The sequence below is a fragment of the Companilactobacillus sp. FL22-3 genome (genome assembly GCF_054881455.1).
On the sequence record NZ_JBTYYZ010000013.1, the window covers coordinates 1 to 15196 of the forward strand.

Here is a 15196-nt window from a genome sequence, read left to right on the forward strand (position 1 = left end):
GTTATTATTCCGGTTTAGCTCAGTTGGTAGAGCACCTGACTGTTAATCAGGTTGTCGTCAGTTCGAGTCTGACAACCGGAGTTTTTTTTATCTTGGAGAGTTGTCCGAGTGGTTGAAGGAGCATGATTGGAAATCATGTATACGGGTATTGACCTGTATCAGGGGTTCGAACCCCCTACTCTCCGTTAAGGTTAAACTCAATATGGTTAATATACCAACAAAGGCCGTCCTATCTAACGATAGGGCGGTTTTTTTAGTAAAATCGGCTCTTAGTCAAATCGTATTAATCATTGATAAAATGTAAGCTACGAAAAAGCTATTCATAGAGTCAACAAATTTCGTTATATAATTAACATAAAAAAATGAGAAATTGACTAGTCAAATAATGTAACCATATGATATAATAAATTCTGTTGTGATAGAGATATGCGCCTATAGCGCAATTGGATAGAGTGTCTGACTACGAATCAGAAGGTTGTAGGTTCGACTCCTACTAGGCGCACTAATTAAAAGAGACTTATGAGTTTAACTCATAGGTCTCTTTTTTTACTTTTGAGAAATATTTTTAATAAACTTTTGATAATCTCTTTCTTCACCAGTTGCAATGATTTGTAAGTTGGTTAAGTCATTTTGTCTTAGACTGTCCTCATCAACATTGATTTCTTCAGTAAAGGTGGCATTGCCGATCAATCGTAATTTACTGTGCTCTTTATTATTGCTGAGGGTGACTTTTGTCTTGACCATACCACCGGGATTGTAGACTTTAATCTCTTTGTTAGGGTCAAATTGATCTTTATGTAGCATGGCAAAAACCAAACTTGCTGCTGACATACCGGTTCCGCAAGCGTTAGTAAAGCCGACGCCACGTTCATAAGTTTCAACAAATAATTTATTCGTTGCTAGTATTTGCCCAAAGCTAACGTTAACGCCTTCAGGGAAATACGGGTTTTGGGAATTGAGTTCTTGACCAAGGTCGCCAAGCTCTAATTTACTTACCTCGGGAACGAAGCTGATAAGGTGTGGATTAGGCACAGCTACAGCAGTAAAACTTTGATCCGGTAGGAATTCAGGTATCATCTGATCGACCATTTCAGCTTCATTGTGATATGAAAATGGTAAATCAAGATTATTGAAAGATATTGGACCAATTTCAACGCTGAAAGCAGGTACACCAGGATAAAAGTCTTCAGATTTTTCGACTTCTAATGGTGCATCGTTAGTCTCAACCTGGAAACTGTCTAACTGAAATTTTTCAGATAGGTAGCGACTGACGGTTCTTAAACCATTTCCACACATCTTGGCTAAGCTACCATCAGCGTTAATGACGGTCATTTTTCCAAGATAATTTTCACTAGCATCGACCACTAAGAGTCCATCAGCTCCACCGAAGACATTCTCACAGATATTGATGGCTAGTTTACTTAATTGTGTTGGCGTCAGGGGAGTCTCTAACAGAGTTTGATCAAGGATAAAGAATGTATTTTCTGAACCATGTACTTTGAGAAGTTTTACCAATCTATTCACCTCATTAATTAAAAAATGTTTGATATATTTTCAAAACGGCCTTATCAGCGTCATTCTCTTGAATGCCAATCATGATTGAGATTCTTGAGGCGCCCTGATTGATCATATGAACAGCAATGTTGTTTTCGGTTAACGAATCAATGATTTCACCAATCGTGTTAACATTGTGGGCGATGCCTTCGCCAACTACCATAATAATGGCATAGTCATCGATCCATTCCAAATAATCAGGCTTTAATATTTCTCGGACATCGTGGCAAAGATGGTCAATCGTTGTCTTATTCAACTTTGTGCGGTCAAAAATAACGGTCAAATCATCGATTCCGGAAGGCATATGTTCATAAGAGATATTGTATTTATAAAATATTTGCAATAACTTCAAAGTAAAACCGACTTCTTTGTTTAACAAGTATCGATGGATATAGAGAGCTGAAAAGCGTTTGGAACATGCAATACCTGTAATTTGATTAGCTGGGTCGAACAAAAACTGTTCAGGAACGATTAAAGTTCCATCGGCTGATGGATTATTGGTATTTTTGACATTGACTGGTACTTGGCCTTCAACAGCGGGGATAATGGCCTCATCTTGAAAAACAGAGAAACCTGCATAAGACAATTCTCTCATTTCTCGATAGGACATTTTTTTGATAGCCTGAGGATGTTTTACAACGTGATTATTAGCTGCATAAATTGCGTCAACATCGGTAAAGTTTTCATATAAATCAGCTTGAAATCCCCGACTGAGTAATGCTCCTGTGATATCAGATCCACCACGGGCAAAAGTACAAATTTGACCGTTAGTGTTGTAGCCAAAGAATCCAGGTACCACGACGCGTTTGTCAGTTGGTAGTTGCAGGCTAGCAAGATTAGCATAAGTTTGCGGTGAGATATCAGCATCGTTAGCTTGTCCATGAACAATGATTCCTGCTGTCTTAGGGTCAATCATTATTGATGGAATTTGTTGATTATTGAGGACGGCATTTAAAACGATGGCATTGAGATATTCACCATGAGCCTTAAAGGCTGCCAGCAAGTAATCATTGTTTTCAAAATCAATCGTAGCTAAATCAATCAGTATCTTTCGTAATTTAGAAATAACTGAGTTATCCAGTTTAAAATAATCACAAATTTGATGATATCTTGAGATAATCTGTTTGAGAATATTGGTAGAGTCTTCATTCAAAATGACAGAATTAGCATATTCGATCAATAAATCTGTCACCTTGATATCGTTAAGCGAACGTTTACCAGGGGCCGATGTAACGATCACTTTTCTTTCCGGATCATCTTTAATAATCTTTACGACCTTTGCAAATTGTTCACCAGTAGCGAGGGAACTTCCCCCAAACTTAACGATTTTCATGTAATACACCCCTAAAATTAAATAGTTTTTAATGATGAGTTTATCATTAACTTTAGTTATGACAAGGGAAAAAGACTGAAAAAATATAAAAATGAGAAAATTACTAATATTACTTGACTGATTATGAGGGTTGTTATAATCTAATAATCAATAAAAGAGGTCGCAATCGACATCAGTAAATAAGGGAGCTTCTGTAAGAGCTGTGAACTTATTGAAAGGGGAGATTGCCGAAGCGTTGGACTTTACAGAGTTCAACAAGCTGGGGCGTATTAACAAGAGAATACGAACTGTCGTGGCTAAAAAGTCGGTCACGGTGAGCTTATGACAAGTCGGATGCAAATTAATTTGTGGATCTCTTTGTTGTAAAGCAAAGGGATCTTTTTTTATCAAAAGGAGCATTTTCTATGAAAATAAACAGTTTAGATAGCTATGAAGGACATTTGATGATTGGTGGGGTCGATAGCGTTGAATTGGCCAAAAAATACGGTACGCCACTGTATATTTTTGATATTGAAAAGGTTCGTGCCGAGATCAACAAATATAAAGAAGCTTTTGTCGCCAATCAATTAAAGTATCAAATCAGTTATGCTAGCAAAGCATTTGCAGTCAAAGCTATCTATCAAGTGATGGCACAGGAGAATGTGCACGTTGATGTCGTTTCAGGCGGCGAACTACAAACGGCCTTAGAAGCCGGATTTCCAGCGGATAAGATCAGTTTTCATGGAAATAATAAAACTTTTGAAGAATTAGTTATGGCGGTACAAAATCAAGTTGGAGTAATTATTTTAGACAATTTTTTAGAGATTGAATTACTTTCACGTATTTTAAAAACAGACCATACCAAAATCAAAGTTATGTTGCGACTGACTCCAGGAATTTCAGCACATACCCATAAGTACGATCAAACCGGACAAGTTGACAGTAAGTTTGGCTTTGATGTCGAATCTGGGCAGGCTAAACGAGCCTTAGAGTTAGTTTTAAAAGATCCTAATATGGAAATGCTGGGAATTCACGCACATATCGGGTCACAGATTTTTGGAACGCAAGGTTTCGTCTTATTGGCAAAAAAGATGGTAGAGATTGCTAAGAGCTTCCAAGCAGAATTTGATTATTGGCCAAAAGTAATTAATCTAGGCGGTGGTTTTGGTATTCGTTATAACGATGACGATGACCCAATTGCTCCGAAAGTCTTTATTCAACAAATTGCTGCGGAATTGAAGAAGGATTGTCAGCAAGTGCCTGAAATTTGGATCGAACCAGGAAGATCGATCGTTGGTCCTGCAGGATATACGTTGTATACAGTCGGTTCGCGAAAAGATATTCCCAACTTAATCTCGTATTTATCAGTCGACGGAGGGATGGGAGATAATATTCGTCCCGCTTTATATCAAGCTAAATATGAAGCTGTGGTCGCAAATAAATTGAATCAGCCCATTAAGGAAACGGTTCATCTTGCTGGTAAGTACTGTGAGTCAGGTGATATTTTGATCGATCAATTACCAGTTCCGCAAACACAGCCGGGTGATATCATCGCTGTATTAGCTACTGGAGCTTACGGTTATTCTATGGCAATGAATTACAATCGCAACCCCAGACCAGCAGTAGTTTTCGTCGAAAATGGCGAGGATAAGTTAGTCGTCAAACGTGAAAGTTTGCAAGATTTAACTAGACTTGATTTGGATTATTAATGGAGGATTTAAGATGGCAAAGATGAATGCACGAGAAATTATTGATTATATAGGAAATTCTAAGAAAACTACTCCGGTAAAAGTTTATTTGCAAGAGGATGTTACTTCGATAACTTTTCCCCCAGAAATAAAGGTTTTTCGAAATAAAGATTTTGCCATTTTGATTGGTGACTATCAAGTAATTGAACCAATCTTAAGAGCACATCATTTTAATGATCCATATGTGGAAACAATCGGTCAAAATACTGGCGTACCCATGCTAGATATTAAGAATGTCAACGCTCGGATTGAACCGGGTGCAATCATTCGTGATCAAGTGACTATTGGTGATAACGCCGTTATAATGATGGGTGCAGTTATTAATATTGAAGCCGAAATCGGTGCTAAGACGATGATCGATATGGGAGCAGTTCTCGGTGGTCGTGCTATTGTTGGAGAAAATTCTCACATTGGTGCTAATGCAGTGTTAGCTGGCGTGGTTGAACCTGCTTCCGCTAAACCAGTTAAAGTCGGTAATAATGTCGTTATCGGAGCTAATGCAGTCGTTCTCGAAGGTGTTGAAGTTGGCGATAATGCCGTTGTAGGTGCTGGTGCGGTAGTGACCAAAGATGTAGCTGCAGGGAGTGTTGTTGCTGGTGTTCCCGCCAAAATCCTCAAAGTTAAAGATCAAAAGACAACTGACAAGACTAAAATCGAAAGTACTTTAAGGAAGTTGTAATTATGGCTCTAACGACAGGACAATTGATTCAAATCAGACGACACTTGCATTCGATTCCGGAGCTAGCGATGCAAGAAGTTAAAACACAGGCCTATCTTTTACAAGTTATTCAAGCGATGGATCAAAACTTTTTACACGTAAAAACTTTTTCACAATTGCCAACGGCCATTTTAGTTAGAGTTGATGGTTCTAAACCAGTTAGAAACATTGGGTATCGTTGTGACATGGATGCTTTACCGGTAACTGAAACCAACGAATTCGATTATCGTTCGACTAATAACGGCGTGATGCATGCTTGTGGTCATGATATTCATATGACTGTGGCCTTAGGAATCTTGAATTATTTCAGTCAACATCAACCAATTGATAATTTAATTTTCTTTTTTCAACCAGCAGAAGAAAGTCAAAGTGGTGGCAAAATTGCCTATGATTTAGGTGCTTTTAGTGGCAAATTTCACGTTGATGAGTTCTATGGCTTACATGATAATCCGGATTTAAAGGCTGGTGTCATTGGTTGTCGTAAGGGAACATTGTTTGCAGGGACAACTGAAGTAGATGTGACTATTCACGGTAAGAGCGGTCATGCCGCTTATCCTCAATTGGCTACTGACAGTATTGTGATTGCAGCCAATTTTATCAACCAAGTGCAAACGATTGTTTCCAGAAATGTTGATCCAACCAAATGTGCCGTGATCACCTTTGGGCAAATGCAAGCTGGTGTGATCAGAAATGTGATTGCTGGTGAAGCTAAGCTGTACGGTACGATTAGAGGATTAACTCAAGAAATGATTCTATTTGTCCGCAAACGGCTCAAAGAAGTGGCCGCTGGTTTAGAGCAGTCCTTTGATTGTTCAATCTCAGTGGCATACAACCAAGGCGGATATTATCCGGTGGAAAATGATCCGACAACGACTAAGCGTTTGATTGACTTTATGAAACAAGCGGCTGATATAACTTTTGAAGAAACAAGTCCTAAAATGACTGGTGAGGATTTTGGCTATTTGATACATAAGATTCCAGGTACGATGTTTTGGCTCGGGGTTGACAGCCCAGCTGCATTACATTCAGCTGATTTTTTACCGAAAGAAGCAGCGATTGAAAAAGGTGTCGCAGCAATTGTTGAATTTTTGAAATATCGAATGAATTTGGAGGAAGCGTAATGAATGACGAGATCGATTTAATGACGGCAATCATCACCCCATTTGATGAGGAAGGAAAAATTGATTATCAAGCTTTAAAAAAACTGACGGAACATTTACTTTCCACAGGTACTAAAGGGTTTGTCGTTGGTGGAACTACTGGAGAAACGCCAACTCTGTCAGAAGCAGAAAAATTACAGCTTTATCAAAGATTCGTCGAAATAGTTGCAGGACGGGCACCTATTATTGCTGGTGCTGGAAGTAACAGTACTGAAGGTACGATTGATTTTATAAAGAAGTTGGCTGAAATTGATGGTATTGAGATGGCCCTGGTAGTAGTGCCTTATTACAATAAGCCTAATCAAAAGGGGATGGTGGCTCATTTTGAAACCGTAGCTAAACATTCACCATTACCAATCATGATTTATAACATTCCAGGTCGTACGGGAGTATTGATGGAGAAAGAAACCGTCGTACAACTGTCAAAGAATAAAAACATTGCCGGTATTAAACAATGCAATACGTTGGAAGATTTGGAATACATTGTTGAACATGTTGACCAATCATTTGATGTGTATAGCGGTGAAGATGGTCAGGCCTTATTTGCTAAGGTTATCGGAGCGAACGGCGTTATATCGGTAGCTTCACATATCTTTGGAAATGAAATGACAGAAATGTATCAATCGCTTGAAGATGGCAACTATCGCATAGCTGGTCAAATTCAACGTCAATTGACACCTAAGATGAATGCTTTGTTCATGTATCCTTCGCCTTCACCAGTCAAAGCTGCCTTGAACCGCTTAGGCTTTAAGGTTGGCGGTTGTCGTTTGCCAATCTTATCACTCGATAAGGATGAACAAGAACAACTATTTAAAATTTTGGACATTTAGAGGAGTAATTTATGCGAAAAGTAATCATTTCTGGATTTAACGGTTCGATGGGTCAAAAAACAGTTCAAATGGTTGAACAAGCTACCGATTTAACTTTAGTAGCAGGCTATAATCCAAATTTGAAAGATCTGAATCCACAAAGTTATGGACTTTCACCAGACGTAAAATTATTTAACAAACTTGAAGATATTACTGAAACTGCCGATATTTGGATTGATTTTTCCATTCCTAGTGCTGTTTTTGAAAATACTAAATTTGCGATTGAACACGGAATTAGACCAGTCGTAGGAACAAGTGGTTTGAGTGAAAGCCAAGTTAAAGAACTCCAAAAACTAGCTAAGACAAAACAACTCGGTGGGATCATCGCTTCTAATTTTGGACTATCGGCCGTGTTGATGATGAAATTTGCAGCGGTGGCCGCTAAATACTTTAGTCAGGCGGAAATAGTAGAAAAGCACCATGAGGATAAAATCGATGCTCCTTCGGGAACAGCCCTCAATACAGCTCGTTTGATTTATCAAGCCAGAGGACACAATCAAGTGGATTCTGCTTCGACTGATCCATTAGGAACTCGTGGCGGTGATTATCATGGTACGAAGATCCATGCCTTAAGATTACCCGGTTTTGTTGCCGATGAAGAAGTAATTTTTGGTGGAACTGGTGAGACCTTAACCATTTCGCAAAGTACCACTGATCGTGTAAGCTTCATGACTGGAGTCAAACTGGCAATTTCCGAAGTTGTTGAACAAGATCATTTAGTAATTGGTCTTGAAAATGTTATTTAGATTTTCACTAAAAAGATTAAAAAATATCTAATATTAAATGCTATTTTGTTATATGATTAGATTACATAAAATTTAAGGAGTGTTGAAGAATGCCAGAATTAGATGCATCAGTTAAGAATGTTGTTAATGAAACAATCGCCCCTATGGGACGATCAAAAATTAGAGAATTTGCCGAAAAATTTGCCAAAATCCCTGGATTAATCAAATTAACGTTGGGTGAACCTAATTTTAACGTTCCCGAACACATTAAAGCGGCTGCAATTGAAAGTATCACTGAAAATGAATCTCATTACTCTGATCAAAAGGGATTCTTAAGCTTAAGAAAAGCTATTTCAGATTATTTGAACAAACAATTTGATCTGCAATATGATCCAGAATCGGAAGTTATTGTTACGATTGGTGCTACAGAAGCTATTTTTGACTCATTAGCTGCCATTATTAATCCTGGTGACAAAGTTATTATTCCTACACCAACTTTTGCTTTATACATTCCCATCGTGAAGATCCTAGGCGGAATTCCAGTTCAAGTTGATACGACGGCTGATGGTTTCCGTCTGACTGGTGAGCATTTGGAACAAGTTATCCAAGCTCAAGGTCCAGATTCTGTTAAAGCATTGATGTTGAATTTCCCTGGTAACCCAACTGGATTTGTTTATTCAGAATCAGATCTGCAAGAAATCGTTGATGTGGTAAAAGATAAGAATATGTTCGTAATTTCAGATGAGATCTATGCCGAATTAACATATGGGCATAAACACTTGTCATTAGCTAAATTAATGCCTGGTAAAACAGTTTTGATCAATGGTTTGTCTAAGTCTCACGCTATGACAGGTTATCGAATCGGCTATATTGCAGCTCCTAAAGATTTTGTTGAACAAGCTAATAAAATGCATGCCTTTACAGTCACAGCGCCTTCTAACCCAGCTCAATTCGCAGCTGAGGAAGCTTTGGCAAATGGAATCGATGACCCAATCGAAATGCGTGATATTTATCAACAACGTCGAGATTATCTAGTAGAACAACTCAATGATCTGGGTTATGAAACACCAATGCCTGAAGGAGCATTTTACACTTTCTCAAAAATTCCTGAAAAGTATCATTTAACTTCAGTTGAATTTGCCAATAAATTAGCTGAAGAGGGCTTAGTTGGAGTAACTCCTGGTGTGGCTTTTGGTGAAGGTGGCGAGGGTCACTTTAGAATTTCTTACGCTGCTTCGATGAAAGATATTCAAGAAGCAATGAAACGTTTACGCGTCTTTACAGAGAGTTTATTAGAGACGGTTGAATAATTAGTGCTTGTTTAATTAGCTATTAATAATTTTTATAGTTTGACGTTGAGAACAAAGGCTGGGAACAGACCTTAGTAAAAGAGTTTCAACTTTAGTTGCTTAGCAAGTTAGAAATGTTCCTAAAAACTCGTAATTTTAAAGACGAGTAGTTCACAAATTATTACTAAGGGATGAATTTTTATGAGTGGATATACAGTAGCAATTTTAGGTGCCACCGGTGCAGTCGGGACACGATTGATTCAACAATTAGAACAGTCGACAATTCCAGTTTCCAAAATTAAATTGTTGGCATCTTCTCGTTCAGCTGGTAAAAAGCTTCAATTCAAAGATCAAACAATTACCGTTGAAGAAGCAAAACCAGAGTCGTTTGCAGGTGTTGATCTAGTTTTGGCCTCTGCCGGGGGAGCGGTTTCTAAGAAATTGTTACCAGAAGCGGTCAAACGTGGTGCCGTCTGTGTCGACAATACGAGTGCTTTTCGAATGGAAGAAGATGTACCGTTAGTTGTTCCTGAAGTCAATGAAGCTGCTTTATATCAACATCATGGAATTATCGCTAATCCCAATTGTTCCACGATTCAAATGATGGTTGCTTTGGAACCGATCAGAAAAGCTTTTGGACTCAAACAGATTATCGTTTCAACTTATCAAGCCGCTAGTGGTGCAGGTCAAAGTGCTTTGCAGGAATTATATGATCAAGCTCAAGACTATCTAGATCACAAGCAGATGAGTGCCGAAATCTTCCCTACTAAGGGTGATAAAAAGCACTATCCTTTAGCCTTTAATCTCTTGCCACAAATTGATGTCTTAGAAGATAATTTATATTCTCATGAAGAGTGGAAAATGATTCATGAGACCAAGAAGATCATGCTTGGTGATATGAATTCGCCAGAGATAAAAGTCACCGCTACTTGCGTTAGAGTGCCGGTACCGATTGGCCATGGCGAATCAATTTATATTGAAGTAGCAGATAAGTCAGCAACTGTTGAACAAATTAGACAATTGATCAGTGATGCTCCAGGAGCCGTTTTACAAGATGATCCAACACAACAAGTTTATCCACAGCCAATCAATGCGGTTGGCAGTCGTGACACTTTCGTCGGGCGTATTCGTCCCGATTTAGAAAATCAAGGTGCATTCAATATGTGGGTTGTTTCTGATAATTTGTTAAAAGGAGCTGCTTGGAATACAGTTCAAATTGCGGAAAGATTAGTCGCAGATGATTTAGTTCGTAACAAATAAAAAATATGGGACACATTAATTAGACTGTGTTCCATATTTTTTTTGCTATATCTGTTAAAATGTTTAAAGACATTTAAATTCAGGTGAAAAAAATGAAGCGAATAATGAGTTTCTTTAACGAAGGTGCCTTGGACCTCTTGGCCAATGGTGGCGTCGCAATACCGTATTTTTTCTGTTTAACTTTATATAATCAAAATAAGAGTATTTTCAACTATGCATTACCATTTTTAATGCTCTATACTTTTCGAGCTTTGGGAATGTTGTTGACGACTTTTATTACTTTACCAGCCTCAACCATGTTGTCCTTTTCAAGTTTGTTCGGGGTGGTCGGTTCAATTTTTATTCTCGGAGCAGCTAATCCGTTCTTTGGCGTAATTGGAGGGGTCCTCTTGGGGCTTGCTTCCAGTTGGATCTGGCCATATTACTTGACGGTTCGGTCTCGGGGACAGATGGATAAAGAATTTAAATTTAATCGAATGCATACTTTATCGGTGTTAATAACTTTAGTTCTCCTTGTAGTGGTTCAGTTGATTGCTACGAAGACGAACTTCTTAAATCTGTCTTTTATTCTACTAGCTTTTCTATTTTTGGCAGCTTTAGTTGGTGGAATGAATATCACTCATCGATTAACTTTTTATCAAGGAATTCAAACTAAACAAAAGTTTCGGATTAATTCGTTCTTTAGTTTGATCGTGCTAGCCAGCTTAGTCATGTTGATCTTCATTATTCGATATACACGGCTCAAGGCAGTATCTCAAACGTTTGATCTACTCATTAGTGTCGTTGCCATTATGCTCTTTTTATTCTTAGCATATTATCAAATCGACATTCACAAAAAGATTTTTCCTTTGAGTTTAGTGGCCGTCAATCGTGGTGTCATCATGAATTACGTGATGTTATATTCGATTTTTGATAGTACGATCAGATTTGGCTTCAATACACTGATGCTAATTTATACGATTTATTTGTTAGGATTTGAAGCTGGTCCATTTCTATTGAAAAATCGTACTAGCTGGCGATATCCTCTATTGTTATTGGGACTTGTCTTAGCATTATTTAACTATACTTATTTCATTGGTTTATTATTATGTGCAATCTTTGTCGGAACTGATAATCGGATCTTAAACGATGCTTTATATAATCATCCTGACTTAGATTCTGAACGAGCCTTTTTGATCAAGTATCAACTTTCTTGCGTGGGGAATGTTTCTCAACAATTAGTTTATATGACAACGATTTATTTCATCAGTTATTTTACAAAAATCAATGCTTTAGGCTTCTTTAATGCCAGCGTTACTAAAGGACCTACGGATGGAGTTTTATACGGAGTCCACATTTTTATTACAACAATTGTATTTATTTATGCTGCGGCGACATTTTATTTTGCCCGAGATAAAGAGTAATAAGACCATTACAACGTTATGATTCGAATTTACTAAACTTTTTTTGAACATGAACATCTGTTGTGGAGGCAAATGGTTTGGTTCACTATAACGCTGTTTTGTGAATCAGTCGGCGATATGAATTTATGAAAATATAAATAAGACTACTATATATTGTGCTTGTGTGTTATATATAACACTTCATGATGTATTGGTAGCCTTATTTTTTTGTTTTATATTTTGTAGAATGAACTTGATCAATGACGATGATTTGATTTTTTTCAGATGGGGAGGAAAAAATATGACTTCAAAGCTGGATAATTTAATTGGGCTCCGAGTTGAAAAAAAGTGTGGAGTACAAACTGATTTTTATCCATATAAAATTGAATTTGTTCTAAATAAATTAGGATTAACAAGTCAACAAAAAAAGGCCTTGATTGAGAGTTTGGTCTCACAGCTTGGTGAATTTGATATGATTACAACTTCACAAATTCACAGGTTTATTTTGGAGAGTTTGGTCGCTGCTGGAGCAAATGATCAGGCACAAGCATATGAGAATTATTCACAACAGGATCAACTTCTTTTTGAGCAAGCGACTGATGTACAAGGCAATATTGAAAAACTTTTTGATCGTAATGAAGATATGGTTCACGAGAATGCTAATAAAGATAGTAATATTTTTAATACTCAGCGTGATTTAGAAGCCGGTGTTGCCAGCAGAGCTATGGGGTTAAAAATGTTGCCTGAAATTGTTGCAAAGGCGCATTTACGTGGCGATATTCATTGGCACGACCTCGATTATTCGCCAGTGACACCAGAAACTAATTGTTGTCTGATCGACTTTGATGAGATGTTAAGTCATGGTTTCAAGATTGGTAATGCTTGGGTCTCAAGCCCGCGTTCAATTCAAACGGCAACAGCTCAAATGTCGCAGATTATTGCTAATGTAGCTTCTTTGCAATACGGTGGTTGTTCCGCCAATCGAATTGACCAGTTATTAGCGCCCTATGCAAAACTCAATTATCAAAAGCATCTACAAGATGCTCAAAAATGGATTGCGGCCGATAAGCAAACTGCTTTTGCCTGTGAAAAGACTCAAAAAGATATTTATGATGCCATGCAGGCACTGGAATATGAGATCAATACGCTTTATTCCTCACAAGGACAAACTCCGTTTACGACAATCAATTTTGGCCTAGGTACTAATTGGATCGAACGAGAGATTCAAAAATCAATTTTAAAAATTAGAATCAAAGGTTTGGGTCAGGAACATCGGACAGCAATTTTCCCCAAGCTAACCTTTACACTCAAACGGGGACTGAATATGGAACCTGGAGATCCTAATTACGATATCAAAGAATTGGCTTTAGAATGTTCGACTAAACGAATGTATCCTGACCTATTAATGTACGACAAGATCAAGGAATTGACAGGTAGCTTTAAAACTCCGATGGGCTGTCGGTCTTTCTTACAAGGTTGGCAAGATGAATCTGGCAAAGAGGTCAATTCGGGTCGAATGAATTTAGGCGTTGTAACGGTAAACTTGCCTAGAATCGCTTTGGAAGCTAATGGCGACCAGAAATTATTCTGGCAAATTTTTGAGGAAAAGATGCGCATTTGTCATATGGCCTTGCAATACCGAATTGAAAGGACGAAACAGGCCAAACCGGAGAATGCACCGTTGCTCTATATGTATGGAGCTTTTGGCAAACGTTTAAAAAAGGACCAAAGTGTCGATGAATTATTTAAAAATCAACGTGCCACTGTGTCGTTAGGCTATATTGGTTTGTATGAAGTTTGTACGGCCTTTTATGGCGATAAGTGGGAAAATGATCCTTTGGCTCACGATTTTGCTGAACAAATTACTAAAGCTTTGCGGGAAAAATGCGATCAGTGGGCTGAAGAATCTGGTTATCACTACAGTCTGTACTCAACTCCAGCCGAATCTTTGACCGATACTTTTTGCCGTGATGATTTGAAAAAATTTGGTTCGATTCCCAACATCACGGAAAAAGAATATTACACCAATAGTTTTCACTTTGATGTGAGAAAGCATCCCACACCGTTTGAAAAATTGAGTTTTGAAGAAGTATTTCCCAAGTACGCTTCAGGTGGTTTTATTCATTACTGTGAATATCCCAATTTGCGACAAAATCCCAAAGCTTTGGAAGCAGTCTGGGATTGGGCTTATGATCATGTCGGATATTTGGGAACAAATACGGCCATTGATAAGTGTTTCAAATGCGGCTTTAATGGTGAATTCAATGCAACGGCTCGAGGTTTCGTCTGTCCCCAATGTGGGAATCATGATCCACAATTCTGTGATGTCGTAAAGCGTACTTGTGGTTATCTGGGCAATCCCCAGCAGCGGCCAATGATTCACGGACGACATATGGAAATTGCTTCACGGAAGAAGAATATGGATACGGAGATGATAAAACATGCGGCAAAATATGAGAGAGCCAAACAATCCGACTCCGCAAGAATGGTTGAGCGCGGACCACAGTCTTAAAAGAATTGCTGATTATAAACCGTTCAACTTTGTCGACGGAGAGGGGATTCGTTGCAGTCTCTATGTTTCAGGCTGTTTATTTAGATGTCCCGGGTGTTATAACGTTGCGGCACAGGATTTTCGATATGGGAAGCCTTATACACAAGAACTTGAAGATAGGATCATCCAGGACTTGAGCCAAAGCTATGTTCAAGGATTGACTTTATTAGGTGGGGAACCATTTCTAAATACTGAAGTCTGTCTATCGTTATGCAAGCGAATCCGGAAGGAATTTGGGCACAGGAAGGATATTTGGTCGTGGACAGGATATTCTTGGGATGAGTTGATGAAAGAGTCTGACGATAAATTAGAATTATTGTCGTTGTTAGACATTTTAGTTGATGGACGCTTTTTATTGAGAAAGAAGGATTTAACTTTGCAATTCAGAGGTTCATCTAATCAAAGAATAGTCGATGTCCAAAAATCTTTAAGACAACAGCAAGTAGTTATTTGGGACAAGCTAGTTAGATAAGGATTTCAACAGTTAAATTTTAAGGTTTGATGGTAGATATTTCAGTCTAAAAATATCTACCTTTTTCTTTGCCTTAAATTTGGCATTTTAATACAATTACACTTAAATGAGTTTCTTTCCAATTAAGCTAATTGCAGCAATAAGTTAAAAATCTAC

General features: G+C 38.0%; 12 protein-coding genes, 3 tRNA genes and 1 riboswitch. Of the genes, 13 read left to right on the forward strand and 2 right to left on the reverse strand.

Annotated features, from left to right (window positions below; all coding sequences use genetic code 11):
• Positions 1-8: 8 nt before the first annotated feature.
• The 3 genes from ACYT32_RS11090 to ACYT32_RS11100 all read left to right on the forward strand — a co-directional run bounded on the left by ACYT32_RS11090 (position 9) and on the right by ACYT32_RS11100 (position 502).
• Positions 9-81: transfer RNA gene (locus tag ACYT32_RS11090), tRNA-Asn, on the forward strand.
• 13 nt (positions 82-94) lie between these two features.
• Positions 95-185: transfer RNA gene (locus ACYT32_RS11095), tRNA-Ser, on the forward strand.
• A 243-nt stretch (positions 186-428) separates the two neighbouring features.
• Positions 429-502: transfer RNA gene (locus tag ACYT32_RS11100), tRNA-Arg, on the forward strand.
• A gap of 44 nt (positions 503-546) precedes the next feature.
• Here ACYT32_RS11100 and dapF read toward each other — a convergent pair.
• Positions 547-1515, reverse strand: a complete 969-nt coding sequence (dapF, locus tag ACYT32_RS11105; RefSeq protein WP_395266336.1) for a diaminopimelate epimerase — start codon at positions 1513-1515, stop codon at positions 547-549.
• Positions 1516-1528: 13 nt separating this feature from the next.
• Positions 1529-2887, reverse strand: coding sequence for an aspartate kinase (locus tag ACYT32_RS11110; protein ID WP_395266335.1), 1359 nt, complete (start codon positions 2885-2887; stop codon positions 1529-1531).
• 146 nt (positions 2888-3033) lie between these two features.
• A riboswitch (Lysine riboswitch) is annotated at positions 3034-3216 on the forward strand.
• A gap of 75 nt (positions 3217-3291) precedes the next feature.
• On the opposite strand from ACYT32_RS11110, the gene lysA reads away from it, so the two are divergent.
• The 10 genes from lysA to nrdG all read left to right on the forward strand — a co-directional run bounded on the left by lysA (position 3292) and on the right by nrdG (position 15040).
• On the forward strand, positions 3292-4575 hold the full coding sequence (lysA, locus tag ACYT32_RS11115) for a diaminopimelate decarboxylase (RefSeq protein ID WP_395266334.1): 1284 nt from the start codon (positions 3292-3294) through the stop codon (positions 4573-4575).
• A gap of 13 nt (positions 4576-4588) precedes the next feature.
• Positions 4589-5293, forward strand: a complete 705-nt coding sequence (gene dapD, locus ACYT32_RS11120; protein ID WP_395266333.1) for a 2,3,4,5-tetrahydropyridine-2,6-dicarboxylate N-acetyltransferase — start codon at positions 4589-4591, stop codon at positions 5291-5293.
• 2 nt (positions 5294-5295) lie between these two features.
• Positions 5296-6453 (forward strand): N-acetyldiaminopimelate deacetylase, encoded by a 1158-nt coding sequence (locus ACYT32_RS11125; protein ID WP_395266332.1) that lies wholly within the window; start codon positions 5296-5298, stop codon positions 6451-6453.
• Positions 6453-7322: a 4-hydroxy-tetrahydrodipicolinate synthase gene (dapA, locus tag ACYT32_RS11130; protein WP_395266331.1), complete on the forward strand. Its 870-nt coding sequence runs from the start codon at positions 6453-6455 to the stop codon at positions 7320-7322. The genes ACYT32_RS11125 and dapA overlap by 1 nt, the downstream gene beginning before the upstream one ends.
• A gap of 11 nt (positions 7323-7333) precedes the next feature.
• The gene (dapB, locus tag ACYT32_RS11135) at positions 7334-8107 is read left to right on the forward strand and encodes a 4-hydroxy-tetrahydrodipicolinate reductase (protein WP_395266330.1); all 774 of its coding nucleotides are present in this window, start codon (positions 7334-7336) and stop codon (positions 8105-8107) included.
• Between the two features lie 89 nt (positions 8108-8196).
• A complete protein-coding gene (locus ACYT32_RS11140) occupies positions 8197-9396 on the forward strand; it encodes an aminotransferase class I/II-fold pyridoxal phosphate-dependent enzyme (protein WP_395266329.1) in 1200 nt (399 codons plus the stop codon).
• Positions 9397-9576: 180 nt separating this feature from the next.
• Positions 9577-10635: an aspartate-semialdehyde dehydrogenase gene (locus tag ACYT32_RS11145; protein WP_395266328.1), complete on the forward strand. Its 1059-nt coding sequence runs from the start codon at positions 9577-9579 to the stop codon at positions 10633-10635.
• 92 nt (positions 10636-10727) lie between these two features.
• Complete coding sequence (locus tag ACYT32_RS11150; RefSeq protein ID WP_395266327.1) at positions 10728-12038, forward strand: hypothetical protein; 1311 nt, start codon at positions 10728-10730, stop codon at positions 12036-12038.
• A 280-nt stretch (positions 12039-12318) separates the two neighbouring features.
• On the forward strand, positions 12319-14529 hold the full coding sequence (gene nrdD, locus ACYT32_RS11155; protein ID WP_395266326.1) for an anaerobic ribonucleoside-triphosphate reductase: 2211 nt from the start codon (positions 12319-12321) through the stop codon (positions 14527-14529).
• A complete protein-coding gene (gene nrdG, locus ACYT32_RS11160) occupies positions 14459-15040 on the forward strand; it encodes an anaerobic ribonucleoside-triphosphate reductase activating protein (protein ID WP_395266325.1) in 582 nt (193 codons plus the stop codon). The genes nrdD and nrdG overlap by 71 nt, the downstream gene beginning before the upstream one ends.
• The last annotated feature ends 156 nt before the right edge of the window (positions 15041-15196 follow it).

What these genes read in the sequence shown, in the direction of transcription:
- nrdG (WP_395266325.1), top strand. Translation starts at nt 14,459, where the DNA reads ATGCGGCAAAATATGAGAGAGCCAAACAATCCGACTCCGCAAGAATGG.
- ACYT32_RS11150 (WP_395266327.1), top strand. Translation starts at nt 10,728, where the DNA reads ATGAAGCGAATAATGAGTTTCTTTAACGAAGGTGCCTTGGACCTCTTG.
- dapA (WP_395266331.1), top strand. Translation starts at nt 6,453, where the DNA reads ATGAATGACGAGATCGATTTAATGACGGCAATCATCACCCCATTTGAT.
- nrdD (WP_395266326.1), top strand. Translation starts at nt 12,319, where the DNA reads ATGACTTCAAAGCTGGATAATTTAATTGGGCTCCGAGTTGAAAAAAAG.
- lysA (WP_395266334.1), top strand. Translation starts at nt 3,292, where the DNA reads ATGAAAATAAACAGTTTAGATAGCTATGAAGGACATTTGATGATTGGT.
- ACYT32_RS11145 (WP_395266328.1), top strand. Translation starts at nt 9,577, where the DNA reads ATGAGTGGATATACAGTAGCAATTTTAGGTGCCACCGGTGCAGTCGGG.
- ACYT32_RS11125 (WP_395266332.1), top strand. Translation starts at nt 5,296, where the DNA reads ATGGCTCTAACGACAGGACAATTGATTCAAATCAGACGACACTTGCAT.
- dapB (WP_395266330.1), top strand. Translation starts at nt 7,334, where the DNA reads ATGCGAAAAGTAATCATTTCTGGATTTAACGGTTCGATGGGTCAAAAA.
- ACYT32_RS11140 (WP_395266329.1), top strand. Translation starts at nt 8,197, where the DNA reads ATGCCAGAATTAGATGCATCAGTTAAGAATGTTGTTAATGAAACAATC.
- dapD (WP_395266333.1), top strand. Translation starts at nt 4,589, where the DNA reads ATGGCAAAGATGAATGCACGAGAAATTATTGATTATATAGGAAATTCT.
- ACYT32_RS11110 (WP_395266335.1), bottom strand. Translation starts at nt 2,887, where the DNA reads ATGAAAATCGTTAAGTTTGGGGGAAGTTCCCTCGCTACTGGTGAACAA.